Below are 14330 nucleotides of genomic sequence, written 5' to 3'. Positions count from 1 at the left end.
TCATTTTGCATAGGTGTTAGCTATTCCGATTTTGCAACAAACGGTATAGACTTACGCAACCAATTGAGGCCAGCGATTGCTGGCCTTTTTTTATTATATGAATTCCTTATGGAAAAGGTGATATGTCTGTCAGTGTTTTAAGACTCTCGAGTTTACTTTTTATCGCAAGCTTAACGGTGGGCTGCTCTAGCGCGCCAGATGAAAGCACAAACGATAATAACCTCGAAACCTCTGAATACGTCGAAGAGTCCCACCCGAATGACCCTTTCGAAGGGTTCAACCGAGCGATGTGGGATATCAACTACGAATATCTTGATCCTTATTTAGTTCGTCCTGTTTCACTCGCTTATGTTGGCTACACCCCTGTTCCAGTTCGCTCTGGTATCTCAAATTTTTTAGCCAACTTAGATGAACCTGCAAGCATGGTGAACAACATATTCATGGGTAATGGCGAGAAAGCACTCGACCATTTCAACCGTTTTTGGATTAACTCAACTTTTGGTCTGTTGGGCCTAATCGATATTGCCAGTGAAGCGGGTATCACCAAATATGACGACAAGTCATTTTCTGATGCGATTGGTCATTATGGGGTAGGGAATGGGCCGTACTTTATGGTGCCGGGTTATGGTCCTATTACGACTCGTGAAGTGACGGAGCAAGTGGATAGCTTATATGTGCCTTTAGCTCTGTTGAACTTCTGGGCGAGCCTCGGAAAGTGGGCATTTGAAGGTATGGAGACTCGAGCTCAGTTAGTTTCTCAAGAAGCTTTGTTGGATGACTCGCCAGATCCATATGCTCTGACTCGTGAAGTTTACATTCAGCGTCGTGACTTTAAAGCCGAAATCGAACCGGAAGAAGTCGATCTGGAAGAAGAAGATTTCATTGACGGATACCTAGAAGATTACTAGATATAAGATTTTGAATAACTGATAAAAGAAAGGCTTGATGTTGAAAATAACATCGAGCCTTTTTTATATTTGCTACTTTAGATTAAGTAACCAGATTAGAAACGGTAGTTAGCTTGGATACCTACTAGCCAAACATTACCAGTCGTTGTGCCGATAAATTGACCGCCAACAGCTTCGGCTGCATCGTCAGATGCGTAACCACGAGATTCTGTGATCGGAGCATCTTTAGCAATGATGTAAGTAAAGCCAGCATCCAATGAAAGCTGTTCAGACCATTGGTAACCAGCACCAACACTTAACCATGTGCGGTCAGTTTCTGGAATAGTGATAGTACGGTTTTTGTCGCTAACTGCAGAAGTATCGTAAGCTACACCAGTACGTAGTGCTAGTTTTGGGTCAACTTGGTAAGTTGCACCTAAAGCAAGGCGGTAGTTATCTTCCCAGTTTTCAACTTTAACTGTATGGCTGCCATATGTGTTCAGCTCTGCTTGAAGCTTCTCGAAAGAGCTCCAATCAGTCCAGTTGAAACTAGCGTGAACTGCCAATGCTTTTGTTAGTTGATGGAAACTTGCAAGTTCTGCTGTTGCAGGAAGTGCTAACATCATATGGCCGTTGTCACGTTGACCTGGTGTCATGCCAAAGCCAATGCCTTCTGCGTGACCTTCTAATTTCAGTTCAACCTCAGACTTGTAAGCAAAACCGATGCGGTGGTCTTCGTTGATCTGCCACGCTGTACCTACTTGCCAACCCCAAGCTGTATCATCGCCTTCCATATATTTCAATGTAGTACCAGCAGGAACGGAGATTGGCATTTTATTTGAGTCTAGTGCGACTGCGTTTTTTGCTGGTGCTGTTGCGCCAAAGCTACCTTCACCCATAACGTAACGAATACCACCACCAATGCTAACTTGCTCAACAATTTGGTAAGCAAAGTTTAGGTTAGCTTCTTTAGTGATTACGCTTGCTTCGTTACCGAAGTGAGAAGCATTGAAGTCATCCCCTAGATTAGTTTCCATGCCGTAGTTTGTGCCAAATGCAAAACCGATAGCGAACTTTTCATTATAACGGTGAGAAATGTAAAGATTCGGGATAATAGCGTCATCTGCGAAATCGTTTGAAGATGCTTGGCTTTTACCTAATGCAGGGTGAGCGTGGTTTACTTCACCTTTAACATCAATGTTAGGGTTAACGTAAATGCCACCAACAGAAACCTGTGTACCTTCTAGGTAAGTCAGCATTGCAGGGTTACGCCACTGTGCGTCTGCACCGTCAGCCATTGCAGCTTCACCAGCATACGCGCGGCCTAAGCCTGTTGCTGAGTATTCTGCTAGTTGAAAACCAGCCGCTTGAGTGACGGTAGAAGTCGAAAGTAGTCCAACTGCCACTGCAGCAGATAGAAGAGTCTTATTCATTTTCATTATTATGTTCGCTGAATCATAAGTATTTAGTGTCGTGATTCTACTTTTAGAGTCATTACTTTAAAAATGAAATTCGAATAAAACAGTGTTTTAGGGATTAAATGAGTAAATGTGTTTAATTATTAGAGAAATAATCTAAATGTTTCGGCTGTGTTGCGAAGTTTGAGCGTACACTTGTAGGCATATTTTGCCTCTGCAGGCTACAGTTGTAAGCTTAAATTGATGTTGGTCAGTGGGTTATGCAATAAAAAAGGGTCGCATAATGCGACCCTTTGGGATTACTCATTAGCTTATATTAGAAGCTGCGGCTGTATTGCAGACCCATCAGAATTGCATCAGCACGAGTTGTTGCTGAAATTGACGAAACAACAGAAGTTGATTCGTTGACTTTAACATCGTCGCCCATTAGGTATGTGAAACCAAAGTCTACGTTTGATGCTTCGTTGATGTGGTATGTGAAACCAGCTGAGAACCATTGGCGGTCTGAATCTGGCACTGAAACTGAAGTTACTTCATCTTGTGCGCTAGTGTCATACATGTAGCCGGCACGAAGTGTCCAATCACGATTCATGTAATATGTACCACCTAGAGAGTAGTGCATACCATTTTGCCATTCGTAATTATTTAGAACACCCGCTTTTTCTGCTTCTAGCTTGTCAAATGAGCTCCAACCAATCCATTGTACTGAATAGTGAACCGCGAATTTAGTATCTTCGATTTTGTGAAAGCCAGAGAACTCAACAATATCAGGTAGAGGCATATAAAGAGTATCATCTTTATATTCAGTGCCTTGGTAACTGATATCTCCTTCAGCTTCAAGTTTCGGAGAGTAGTGATAAGCCAAACCAAAACGGTTGTTTTCATTCAATTCGAAAACAGTACCAAGGTTAAAGCCAACAGCCCAGCCATCTGCTTCAGCGTCAAGAACGGTTTGTCCTGCTTGAGGTAGCAATGGGCTAGGTGGAGTACCAACTTCTGAACTCATTGTTCGTTTCAGCTCGCCTTTACCGTAAATAAGATCAAGGCCAGCGCCGAAGCTCCATTGATCGTTTAAACGGTACGAACCAGCTAGGCCAAAGTTAACACTTTTTACATCTGTAAGACCGCCGTATTCACCACCCACATAGCTATCGCTGAACTCAGTTTTTGTACCAAAGTTCGAATAAGCATTGAAGCCTACAGCAAACTTTTCGTTGATAGGAACAATAAGGTGAATATTTGGAGCTATAGAAGTATCACCAGCATCGTCATAATCAGCATTGCTGGAGGTGCTTCCCATGAAGCCTTTATAGGTAGCATCCTTAACTTCAATCATTGAAGTAATACTTTCAAAACCAAGAGATAGCTCAGTTTTGTCAAATAGTGCCATTGCTGCAGGGTTACGTGCCATTACTGATGCGTTATCTGCGATTACTGCATCACCAGCGAAAGCTCGGCCGATGCCGGTTGCTGATTGTGCGTTAAGTTGGAAACCTGCTGCCATCGCTTGCGAAGACGCCAGTGTGATTGTTACTGCTAAAAGAGACTTTTTAAACAGACGCGTGTTGTTGGTAGTCATTCATTTATTCCTTTATATATCCGCCTCTACAGGGCGATTAATTTGAGCAATTGCTCAATGGTGGCTGATCCTATTCGCAAGTATACGATATACAAATCCGACCATTGGAAATTTTGAGGGTAAAATTATGGAAATGACGCCTATCTGGCACGAAAATGGTGTGAAATGCTGTTTTTTAGAGTTTTAACTCTAGAGGTATTGGTGTGGTGAATGGTTTTGCGGTTTATTGATAAATAAAGCCCAGCAATATCAGTGATATACTTGCTGGGCCTTTTGTTACGGGGCTTTGAGAGCGAATTAGCTCATCGGTTTAATCATTTTGGTTAGCTTTTCGGCGATTTTAGAGACATCCTCGCCATCTTCGCCGACAAGGATCAAACTGCTGCCATCGATCGGTGTTACTGAGCCTGACATGCCTTTTTCATCAAAGTCGATAGACTTGTCAGTCGGAATTCCAGTTAAAAACAGAGTGACTTTGCCTTTTTCACCTTGGAAAACCATGTGCATTGCGTTGGACTTACCAAAACCGCAATGGTTTAGGTAATACACATGATAAGGGAATGCTTCATCAAACTGGTAAGCAAATGGATTCATTTTTGCGTTGATCTGTTGTGATGTAACTTGTTCGTCGATTGAACTAACAAAACTTTTCTCATCAACAACATGTTTCATCGCGGTATCGACCAAACTTGCTTGAGCTGGAGCAACCAGTGCGTTTCCCCAATTAACCTGTCCAACCAATAAGCCTGCAACGAACGCAACTGAAGCGGCCATCGCCATTGCTCGTCGAGCAAAAGTAGGTCTTACGACTTTACTTTCTTCGCTCGATGTTTGATTGAACAGAATGCGATCAGCAAGATCGTCTGGCACATCAACATTCATTGCTGAATGGATCTGCTTATCAAGCGATAGTACATCGTCTAAGAAGTGACTATTGGCTTCACTACTTGCTACAGCATCGATAATATCTGGTGTTCGTTGTTTAGGTTCCGACAAAACACGACGACGAAATTCTAAATCATCCATTATGTTGCCCCCTCTCTGCCTCTTCTGTATCCAGCATCTCTTTCAACTGATTTCGAGCTCTGAATAAACGTGTCATTACTGTGTTTTTGTTGAGATTGAGGATATCTGCAATCTCTTCACCACTAAATCCACCAATCACTTGTAGGAAGAGTGGTTCACGGTAATCAACTTCAAGTTTCATGATCTGAGCTTGCAACCACAAATGTTGATGGTGCGGGTCATCACTGACACTAGCATCATTACCATGATCGTCGATATCAACTAGATCAAACTGTTTGCGTTCAAAGCGACGTGCGTTCTCGCGCCTCAAGATAGTAATAAGCCAAGACTTAGCGGCTTTTTCATCTTGAAGGCTATCTAATGACTTCCATGCACGAAGGCAAGTTTCTTGCACTAAATCTTCGGCAATGGTTTTGTCTTTGCATAACCAATAAGCGTAGCGAAAGAGGTCACGATGATAAGCACGCACGAGTGCTTCGTATTTTCTTTGTTTGTCCATATCAGAGTTGACCGGACGCTTGGCTGTTTTCTTTCCAAACATTTTTATTATTGACACACGAGCCTCCATAATTGCTCTGCGTATAGCTGTCCTCTATACGTTGTGCTTCGTTTTTATATTCTGTTTCGTTTTTAGGGCTAACGATCGGCAGGAAACCGTAAAATCACATTAAAATTGATCTACTTCAAAATCTAAGGCCTCGAACAAGCTATAGTACACCTTGTCGTCTAGTTAGTCATTCGTGGCTAGCATGTTGAGCAAGACGACACTTCCTTTTGAAGGCTGACTTTACTTTCTCCTAATCAGGAAACTGATTATTTCAATTGGCGTTAAGTTAATTGCTTTATATACATTCCGACCACACAGTTTTGTGTGGTTTTTTTTTGCCTCAAGAAAACCATTCCCTACACAGCGATAACAGTCTTTGCTTACAATAGTTTAGTCTCTTACGACAACCTTTCCCCCCAAAAGGTTCGCCTGAATGCGCAGTTATATTTTCAAACAGTGAGATACTCGTATCACGTTTATTTAAACGCTCGTTTGATTTAATTAACAACTTCTTTACAATGCTTCAGGTCAGACCTCTTAACATTAAGGAGAAACCATGGGCAAACAGGAAGTCAAAACCCGTTCTGGAGAACGTGTTGCCGTTGTCGCTGGATTACGAACCCCATTCGCTCGTCAGAGCACAGAATTTAGTCAGGTGCCTGCAGTCGACCTAGGCAAAATGGTTGTGAGCGAAATGCTTGCAAGAACAGATGTCGATCCTGCGCTTATTGAACAAGTGGTGTTCGGCCAAGTAGTGCAAATGCCAGAAGCACCGAACATTGCACGTGAAATCGTGTTGGGTACAGGCATGGACATCAATACCGATGCCTACAGTGTGACACGAGCATGTGCGACCAGCTTCCAAGCGGCAGTTAACGTGACCGAGAGCATTATGGCTGGCACGATTGATGTCGGTATTGCAGGCGGTGCGGATTCTTCTTCTGTATTGCCAATCGGTGTTTCGAAAAAGTTAGCGGCAAACTTATTAGCGCTCAGCAAAACCAAAACAATGGGTCAAAAGCTTAAGATTCTTAAAACGCTTTCCGTTAAAGATCTTATGCCAGTACCACCGGCAGTCGCAGAATACTCGACAGGTTTATCCATGGGACAAACCGCAGAGCAGATGGCAAAAACTCATGGTATCACTCGTCTAGAACAAGATGCGCTCGCTCATCGATCTCACTCTCTGGCTTCTCAAGCATGGAAAGAAGGCAAGATTAAAGATGAAGTTATGACGGCATTCCCGGCACCTTATAAAAAGTATCTAGCGGAAGACAACAATATTCGCCACGACTCAACGGTTGAAGGCTACGCTAAATTACGTCCAGCATTTGATAGAAAATACGGCAGTGTAACGGCAGCCAATGCCACGCCTCTTACCGATGGCGGCGCTGCGGTGATGTTGATGCGCGAAGGTAAAGCTAAAGAGCTAGGCTTAGAAGTGCTTGGCTATATTCGTGGCTATGCATTCTCAGCGATTGGTGTTGAAACGGATATGTTGATGGGGCCAACTTACGCGACCTCTCAAGTATTGAAGAATACCGGTCTAGAATTATCAGATCTAACGCTTATCGAGATGCACGAAGCATTTGCAGCCCAAGTTCTGGCTAACGTTAAAATGTTTGCAAGTGACGAATTTGCTCAGAAAAACCTTGGCCGTGAAAAAGCGCTTGGCGAGATTGATATGGAGAAGTTCAACGTTCTGGGTAGCTCAATTGCTTACGGACACCCGTTTGCAGCGACTGGCGCACGCATGATGACCCAAACACTACGTGAACTGAAACGTCGCGGCGGCGGCTTAGCACTGAATACAGCTTGTGCGGCTGGTGGCTTAGGTGCAGCAATGATCTTGGAGGTGGAATAATGTCTACGACTCTTGATGTGAAAAAAGAAAAGAAAGCAGTCAAAAAAACGGATTCAACTCCAGTGGCTGCATCCAAAAATGACAAGACAGTTACAAACGATGAAGCCGTAAAACAGGCGACCGCATTTTCTTTAACTATCGATGACCAAGATATTGCATGGCTAGCGATCGATGTGCCAAACGAAAAAATGAACACGCTACAAGCGGCGTTTGCCGAAGAAATGAAAGCCATCTTCGAGCAGTTGAAGGAAAAGCAAAGCCGAGTTAAGGGCTTGATCGTTCATTCACTAAAGCCAGATAACTTCATTGCTGGTGCTGATGTTCGAATGCTGGATGCTTGTAAGACGGCTGATGAAGCGCAGTCTCTCGCTCGTCAAGGACAGGAGATGTTCCAAACACTCTCAGATCTTCCGTACCCAGTAGTCGCAGCGATTCACGGTCCATGTTTAGGTGGCGGCTTAGAGTTAGCTCTGGCATGTGATTACCGCGTATGTACCGATTCAGACAAGACTCGTCTTGGTTTGCCAGAAGTTCAATTAGGTTTGTTGCCTGGCTCTGGTGGTACACAGCGTTTACCTCGCCTTATCGGTTTGCTGCCTTCTCTTGACCTTATTCTTACGGGTAAACAACTGCGTGCTAAGAAAGCGAAATCGCTCGGTGTAGTCGATGCTTGTGTGCCAGAAACTATCTTGCTTGAAGTCGCTAAGAGCTTTGTTGAAAAGAACTCAGGCGGAAAAAAAGGCAAGCGTCTTGCATCTAAAAGCCAAGCTTCGACCAAAGAGAAGCTTATTTCACGCACGGGTCTTGGTCGCAAGGTGATTTTTGAACAGGCTTCGAAGAAAACTAACCAGAAAACACGCGGCAATTACCCAGCAGCAGATGCGATTCTAGATGTAATTCGCTATGGCCTAGAGAATGGTTTTGATAAAGGCCTTCAGTATGAAGCGAAGCGCTTCTCTGAATTGGTGATGACCGCAGAATCTAAAGCTCTCCGCTCTATTTTCTTCGCAACCACTGAAATGAAAAAAGAACACGGTGCAGACGCAGAACCTAAAGCCGTTAAGCGCGTTGGTGTATTGGGTGGCGGTCTAATGGGGGCGGGTATTAGCCATGTTAGCGTTGCTAAAGCTAAAGTACCGGTTCGTATTAAAGACGTATCCAATGAAGGTGTTCTGAACGCACTTAACTACAACTTTAAGTTGTTCGACAAGCAACGTAAACGTCGCATTTTGAGTAAAGCTGAACTTGAAAGTAAAATGCTACAGCTTTCTGGTGGTATCGACTTTACGAGCTTTAATCACACCGATGTCGTGATTGAAGCCGTGTTCGAAGACCTCGATCTTAAGCAATCGATGATTGCCGACATTGAGGCGAATGCGAAACCTGAGACTATTTTTGCGACCAACACTTCTTCATTGCCAATCCACAAGATTGCAGAGAAGGCACAGCGACCTGAAAACGTTGTCGGTCTTCACTACTTCAGTCCTGCAGATAAAATGCCATTGGTTGAAGTTATTCCTCATGAAACAACGTCAGAAGAGACGATTTCGACAGTTGTTGCATTAGCGAAGAAGCAAGGCAAAACGCCAATTGTTGTTAAAGACACGGCGGGTTTCTACGTGAACCGTATTCTTGCTCCGTATATGAATGAAGCTGCATACTTATTGTTGGCAAATGAGCCGATTGAAAAGCTCGATAGCACGTTATTGGACTTCGGTTTTCCGGTTGGCCCTATCACCTTATTAGATGAGGTGGGTGTTGATATCGGCGCGAAGATTATTCCAATTTTAGTGAATGAGCTTGGCGATCGTTTCCAAGGCCCTGATGTGTTCGATATTCTTTTGAATGACAACCGTAAAGGCCGTAAGAGTGGCAAAGGTTTCTACACTTACAAAGGTAAGAAGAAAGAAGTCGATAAGTCAGCTTACAAGCTGCTTAAGCTGCAACCAGATCCTAAGTTGAGCGATAACGATATCGCGATGCGCTGTGTGTTACCTATGCTAAACGAAGCGGTTCGTTGTTTGGATGATGGTATTATCCGCAGCCCACGTGATGGCGATATTGGTGCTATTTTCGGTATCGGTTTCCCTCCATTCTTAGGAGGTCCGTTCCGATACATGGATCAAATTGGTATTAAGTCATTGGTCGAAATGATGAACGACTTCGCTAAGAAGTACGGTGATCGTTTTGCGCCATGCGATGGCCTACTGACACGTGCTGGTTTGGATGAGTCTTTTTATAAGTAACTCTCTCTACAAGTAACGTTCTAGCACATTGATTATCAAGCCCGTATCAAGCAATTGATGCGGGCTTTTTTTATTTTTTTGAGTGTGCGAAAGGAAGGAGATTTCCGACTCAGTCGTTCCTCCTTCTCAGGAATGACGGGGGAGTGTGTGTTCTGTCAGGTAGCGTTGGCTTGGTGTGGGAGATTCCCGGCTCAGTCGTTCCTCCTTCTCGGGAATGACGAGGAGAGGGATGTGTTTTGCCAGATATTATCGGTGTGTCGGGAGATTCCCGATTCAGTCGTTTCTCCTTCTCGGGAATGACCAAAGAGAGGTTGAAAGTAAGCTATTAGTGTTAATAGGGGGATTGTGGCTAATGCATTGCAATCGAAACTACCGTCATCTCCTAAAGCGACGAAGGAGCGTAATAGGAGATCTGATTTTGTGCTTCATCCAAGAAAAAAGGTTGATGCTTTCACATCAACCTTATGATTTTTATTCCAGTTTTATCAGCCAAGCTCACAGTCTTTAGGGCGTAACTGAAACTCATCAATTGAGCCAATCTCCACACCTGCCGACAACTTCTGTTCCTCATTATGAGCATTACCATGGGCATGCATGATCAGACGATTTGCCGTGCGAGGTTTAAGTTGGCTGACAACAAAACGCATCATGTCTGAGCGTGTTAGACCTTTGAGGTCTTCCAAGACACGTTCTCTCTGATTGAATTCCAAGTCCTTATTGCCTATCGCAACCCATAAACGTTGAGCGCGACCGCGCAAGGTGGTATCTGGCGTTGAAATCTGATTCCAGAGGCCGCGTTTACTGCTATGCCATTGATAGTCGTTAAGCTCCAGCAGCACCATGTAAAAGGCATTGAGGAACTCATCTATAGAGGCTAATAAGTCTGCCGGGGCAGCATTCGGTGATTGCACATACAACACAATACCTGGGTGTCGGTTCAACGGCATATTGCCAGTGCCGACCATATAGCCTAGCTGCTGCTTGGTACGAATCTCATGGAAGAAGGTGGCTGACATCAAATGGTTGGCCAATGAATACAGCGCAATATTTTTAGGTGAAATATCAGCACACTGGTAGTAAACCACGATGGCTGAATCATCTTGATTACATACGACTTCGCGTTGGAAGCTACCGTTTTCACCCAACATGATTAACGGGCGTAGTGACTCTTCGTAAGCTTGGTCTTGAACACGTAATGCATCTTTTAGCGTTTCAGCCATCTTGTGTGCATCGGCTTTTTTCCAATCACCATACACAAACATTTCGACATGCAGTTCTGCCAAAATCGCTTGAACAAAAGAAGAGAGTTCATCGACCTCAATCGTTTCCAATGCTTCAATTAAAACGGAATAAGGCGGGTTATTTGGCTGAAGTATTCCGGTCATCGCATTAAACAGTTGCGAAATAGGACGATCTTGCGACGCATTATTCCAGTTTCTGAGCAATTGGTGCTTAATAGTTTCAAAGCGTGTTGGACTAAAGTCGCGTGCTTGGAAGCGCTCAAGGATCATATTGAGCAGCTGTGGTTGCTTTTCGCTGAATCCCGAAAGCGTGAGTGTTACACCGCCCTGATGGGTATACATGTTGTAGCCCATACCCGCAATCTCAGCCTGATACGTATCTTTTTCAAGCGAGTCCAAGAACATCTCTACACACAAGCGTGTTTTAACGATGTTTCTCGGGGTGGCGACTGAGTGTGGGCTGTCGATAGCGATATACACCACACCTTTAGGTACTCGAAATTGATGGTCTTGGAGGTGCCATAACTTAAAGCCATCCAGTTCTTCTAACAGTTGTGGGTGCTTAGCATCACCTTCGAGTTCAGCAGGGTCTAAGTCGTAGCAAATAAATGGGTTTTTACTTGGCAGCTCAAACATCCAGCCGGGGTTGATGCACGTAAAGCACTGGGTCTGCTCTGGGCTAAAAGGTGTGACGGAGTAGGGCGTAAAGTACCACTTCGCTTCTCTATCATACTCGAAGCCTTGAGCTACGATGGTGACCCGCATGTTGTCGACAGATAAGTAGGGAAGCAAAGATCGTTGTAATTCTTCGTCAAAGTGCGACATCTTATAATCGCCATACACTACGTCTTGCTCTTGATAGTGCTGCATGTTAATAACAAGATGACTGACGACATCGAGCGGTCTGGAGGGCTCTTGAAAGCGGAAAGCGGACTCTAAAACGGCGCGCTTTTCAAGATAACGCCACTCTTCGATGCCTTGTTGTTCAATGAGTTTGATGTACTGAAATATTGCTTGAACGACGTTATCGGTTTTGGTTAAGCCTTCGATGGTCATTGAACAACTGATCGTGAAATCACGATAGTTACTGCCACTTGCGCCGCCACCTGCCGAGAGGGAAGTAATCCAACCTTTCTCTTTCAGCTGCATCATCAAACTGCCTTCGCCTTCGTAACCGATAAGGTGTGCAAAGAATGATAATGGCTTAATCCCATAGTGCTCGTCCATGCTTGGCATAGGGAAGGTTAAAATTAGCTTTCGTACTTCTTTTATCGGCTCTACGTGTACCTGTACGCCAGTGCTTAACTCGCCAATAATCGGTACTTCAACCTTTTTGCCTTGTAGTTTGTGATTGGTAATCGAGCTAAAACGCTCCTCAACCCAACTTTGCATCTCATCTAATGATTGATTGCCAGACAGTGTCAGCGTCATTAGATCGGCTGAATATTGTTGCTGGTAGAAAGCCAAGATCTCTTGTCGAATCGTTTCACCGTTTCGGTCACCCAACGTCTCGATATTACCGACAGAAAACTTCGAGAATGGATGATTGTTATTAACCAGTTCTTTGGTAACTTGGTATAAGCGTCGCGAGTCGTCGTTGAGTTTCATTTTGTATTCTGAATCAACGGCTTGGCGTTCTTTGTCTAGTGCTTCTTCGTTAAAAAGTGGTGCTGTGAAAAATTGGCTGAAGCGATCGAGTGCGGTTTCAAAGGCATTCAATTCAACGTCAAAAAAGAAGCAGGTGTGTTCGGTTCCGGTCCAAGCATTGTTGCTACCGCCATGTTGGCTGATAAAACTTTGGAACTCTCCGACCTTTGGATACTTTTCAGTTCCTAAAAATAGCATATGCTCTAAGTAGTGCGCTAAACCCTCTCGGTCGGTAGGGTCATCAAAATGCCCGACATTAACGGCGAGTGCGGCTGCAGCTTTTTGAGCGTTCTGATCGTGAACTAACAGTACTCGCAATCCGTTATCCAAGGTTACGTAACGGTATTGATGTTCATCATTAGGGCTTAAATGCACAGAAGCATCTCCAGAGAAGGTGGTTTTTAAATTATGTACGCGATGATTTGAGGTGCAAACCTTGCGATCACATTTTGGGATATGAAGAGCTTTTTGGCGACTTCTAAATCATTTTTATCGATTTTTATCAGTGATTTATTTTCTTTTAATAAGATTGTTAAGAAAGTCGAACTCTTTAGCAAGTGACTTGATATAATTATTTATATAGACTGCGGCTTCTCTAGTTTGAGAGCCAAACGCTAAGTAGCGTATCGCTGATATGGGATATATCGACTTTCGAAATGTTACGTAGACAGGACTGAACATGAAAATATTCATAATGCGCCACGGTGAAGCAGAACATTTTGCGGACTCGGATGCAGAACGAGCGTTAACCAAGCGCGGGAAAATGGCATCTCTTGCAGTGGCTCAAGCTGCAAATGAGCAGGGGATTAGTCAATTCGATAAAGTGCTTGTGAGCCCATATTTAAGGGCACAAGAAACGTGGTTAGAAATATCTCAGGCGTTTTCCGGAAAGAAAGTAGAAACCTGTGATGATATTACGCCTTATGGAATGTCTGACGACGTGTTTGATTTGACTTTAGCGATGGCTGAAGTAGAAAAACTAGAGACCATTTTGTTTGTTTCTCATTTACCTCTAGTTGGCTACTTAACCGCTGAGTTCGCGACAGGCATGGCACCACCAATGTTTCCGACTTCTGGATTAGCTTGTATCGAATTCGACCTTGAGACACAAAAGGGCGAGTTACTTTGGAATATTAATCCATAGACTAGACAAAGCTCGTTGGGCTCTTTTTTTACAAAAAAAAGACAAAGTTGAAGACAAATAAAAAGGGCACCTCAATGCAATTGAGATGCCCTTTGTCATTTCTGAAACGCTGTTTGTACGAATCAATAACTGGCTAGTTAACTTTTGTTGAATAAACAGCAAACTAGAGGTTATTTATCGGGAATGGAAAGTAAAACCAGCAGCGCGCCGTTGCCGCCAAACTCTAATGGTGCTTGGTGAAAAGCCATTACATCCGGGTGCTGTGCTAACCACAAAGGCACTTTCTGTTTTAGAATGTGCTTACCGATACCATGTTGAACACAAGCACACGCGACACTTTCTTTAATGCAATGAGCAATCATTGCACCTAACTCGCGTTTCGCTTCTTGTTGAGTCATACCGTGCATGTCAAGATACACATCAGGTACGTAGACACCACGACGTAAGCGCTTCACCTCATACTTAGAGACATCATCACGCGCATAACGTGTTGGGCCTTCTTCGCTAAGATGCGGAATGAACTCATCCGAGAAATAAAACTCGCTATCACTGGCTTGTCTTGCCGTGCGAGTAATTTCTTTTTGCTTGGCATTTCTTTTTGGCTGCTGGACTATGGTATCCTGTTGCAACTTTTTAACGCCCTTTACTGCATCGTTGAATAGGGCGAAATCGTCATCGAAGTCGGTGTCTTTTTTGCTCATCAGGTTATGAATTCTAATTAGAAACGTAAT

Annotated in this window: 10 protein-coding genes; 4 read left to right on the top strand and 6 right to left on the bottom strand. The window is 43.8% G+C overall.

Annotated features, from left to right (window positions below; all coding sequences use genetic code 11):
• The first annotated feature begins 122 nt into the window (after nt 1-122).
• Complete coding sequence (locus AC3CHU_RS11720) at nt 123-908, top strand: MlaA family lipoprotein (RefSeq protein ID WP_017076800.1); 786 nt, start codon at nt 123-125, stop codon at nt 906-908.
• A 95-nt stretch (nt 909-1003) separates the two neighbouring features.
• Here AC3CHU_RS11720 and AC3CHU_RS11715 read toward each other — a convergent pair whose 3' ends face one another.
• The 4 genes from AC3CHU_RS11715 to AC3CHU_RS11700 all read right to left on the bottom strand — a co-directional run bounded on the left by AC3CHU_RS11715 (nt 1004) and on the right by AC3CHU_RS11700 (nt 5451).
• Entirely contained in the window at nt 1004-2326 is a 1323-nt protein-coding gene (locus tag AC3CHU_RS11715; protein ID WP_488524605.1) for an outer membrane protein transport protein, read from the bottom strand.
• Between the two features lie 295 nt (nt 2327-2621).
• Nucleotides 2622-3884 carry an outer membrane protein transport protein gene (locus AC3CHU_RS11710; RefSeq protein ID WP_065605063.1) on the bottom strand — a complete coding sequence of 421 codons (1263 nt, stop codon included), beginning with the start codon at nt 3882-3884 and terminating at the stop codon, nt 2622-2624.
• A gap of 297 nt (nt 3885-4181) precedes the next feature.
• Nucleotides 4182-4910, bottom strand: coding sequence for a DUF3379 domain-containing protein (locus tag AC3CHU_RS11705; protein WP_145565706.1), 729 nt, complete (start codon nt 4908-4910; stop codon nt 4182-4184).
• Nucleotides 4903-5451: a sigma-70 family RNA polymerase sigma factor gene (locus tag AC3CHU_RS11700; protein ID WP_029224857.1), complete on the bottom strand. Its 549-nt coding sequence runs from the start codon at nt 5449-5451 to the stop codon at nt 4903-4905. Before AC3CHU_RS11700 ends, AC3CHU_RS11705 begins: the two co-directional genes overlap by 8 nt.
• A 562-nt stretch (nt 5452-6013) precedes the next feature.
• Between AC3CHU_RS11700 and fadI the strand changes: the two genes are divergently transcribed.
• Entirely contained in the window at nt 6014-7321 is a 1308-nt protein-coding gene (gene fadI, locus AC3CHU_RS11695; protein ID WP_488524604.1) for an acetyl-CoA C-acyltransferase FadI, read from the top strand.
• Nucleotides 7321-9567 (top strand): fatty acid oxidation complex subunit alpha FadJ, encoded by a 2247-nt coding sequence (gene fadJ / locus AC3CHU_RS11690; RefSeq protein ID WP_488524603.1) that lies wholly within the window; start codon nt 7321-7323, stop codon nt 9565-9567. Before fadI ends, fadJ begins: the two co-directional genes overlap by 1 nt.
• A 485-nt stretch (nt 9568-10052) precedes the next feature.
• Here the strand turns inward: fadJ and AC3CHU_RS11685 are convergent, their stop codons facing one another.
• Nucleotides 10053-12830 (bottom strand): insulinase family protein, encoded by a 2778-nt coding sequence (locus tag AC3CHU_RS11685; RefSeq protein WP_488524602.1) that lies wholly within the window; start codon nt 12828-12830, stop codon nt 10053-10055.
• Nucleotides 12831-13134: 304 nt separating this feature from the next.
• Between AC3CHU_RS11685 and sixA the strand changes: the two genes are divergently transcribed.
• Nucleotides 13135-13599, top strand: coding sequence for a phosphohistidine phosphatase SixA (gene sixA / locus AC3CHU_RS11680; RefSeq protein WP_054548175.1), 465 nt, complete (start codon nt 13135-13137; stop codon nt 13597-13599).
• A gap of 170 nt (nt 13600-13769) precedes the next feature.
• Here sixA and smrB read toward each other — a convergent pair whose 3' ends face one another.
• The gene (smrB, locus tag AC3CHU_RS11675; protein WP_171309194.1) at nt 13770-14300 is read right to left on the bottom strand and encodes an endonuclease SmrB; all 531 of its coding nucleotides are present in this window, start codon (nt 14298-14300) and stop codon (nt 13770-13772) included.
• Nucleotides 14301-14330: the final 30 nt, after the last annotated feature.

The organism is Vibrio sp. QJM3NY_39 (assembly GCF_057785895.1).
Note: the sequence above shows the minus strand (reverse complement) of the source record. Positions and strands in the feature narration are given on the sequence as shown.

Excerpts from the sequence above, each read along its gene's own strand:
- fadI (WP_488524604.1), top strand. The coding sequence starts at position 6,014 with ATGGGCAAACAGGAAGTCAAAACCCGTTCTGGAGAACGTGTTGCCGTT.
- AC3CHU_RS11720 (WP_017076800.1), top strand. The coding sequence starts at position 123 with ATGTCTGTCAGTGTTTTAAGACTCTCGAGTTTACTTTTTATCGCAAGC.
- smrB (WP_171309194.1), bottom strand. The coding sequence starts at position 14,300 with ATGAGCAAAAAAGACACCGACTTCGATGACGATTTCGCCCTATTCAAC.
- AC3CHU_RS11710 (WP_065605063.1), bottom strand. The coding sequence starts at position 3,884 with ATGACTACCAACAACACGCGTCTGTTTAAAAAGTCTCTTTTAGCAGTA.
- fadJ (WP_488524603.1), top strand. The coding sequence starts at position 7,321 with ATGTCTACGACTCTTGATGTGAAAAAAGAAAAGAAAGCAGTCAAAAAA.
- AC3CHU_RS11700 (WP_029224857.1), bottom strand. The coding sequence starts at position 5,451 with ATGTTTGGAAAGAAAACAGCCAAGCGTCCGGTCAACTCTGATATGGAC.
- AC3CHU_RS11705 (WP_145565706.1), bottom strand. The coding sequence starts at position 4,910 with ATGGATGATTTAGAATTTCGTCGTCGTGTTTTGTCGGAACCTAAACAA.
- sixA (WP_054548175.1), top strand. The coding sequence starts at position 13,135 with ATGAAAATATTCATAATGCGCCACGGTGAAGCAGAACATTTTGCGGAC.
- AC3CHU_RS11715 (WP_488524605.1), bottom strand. The coding sequence starts at position 2,326 with ATGAAAATGAATAAGACTCTTCTATCTGCTGCAGTGGCAGTTGGACTA.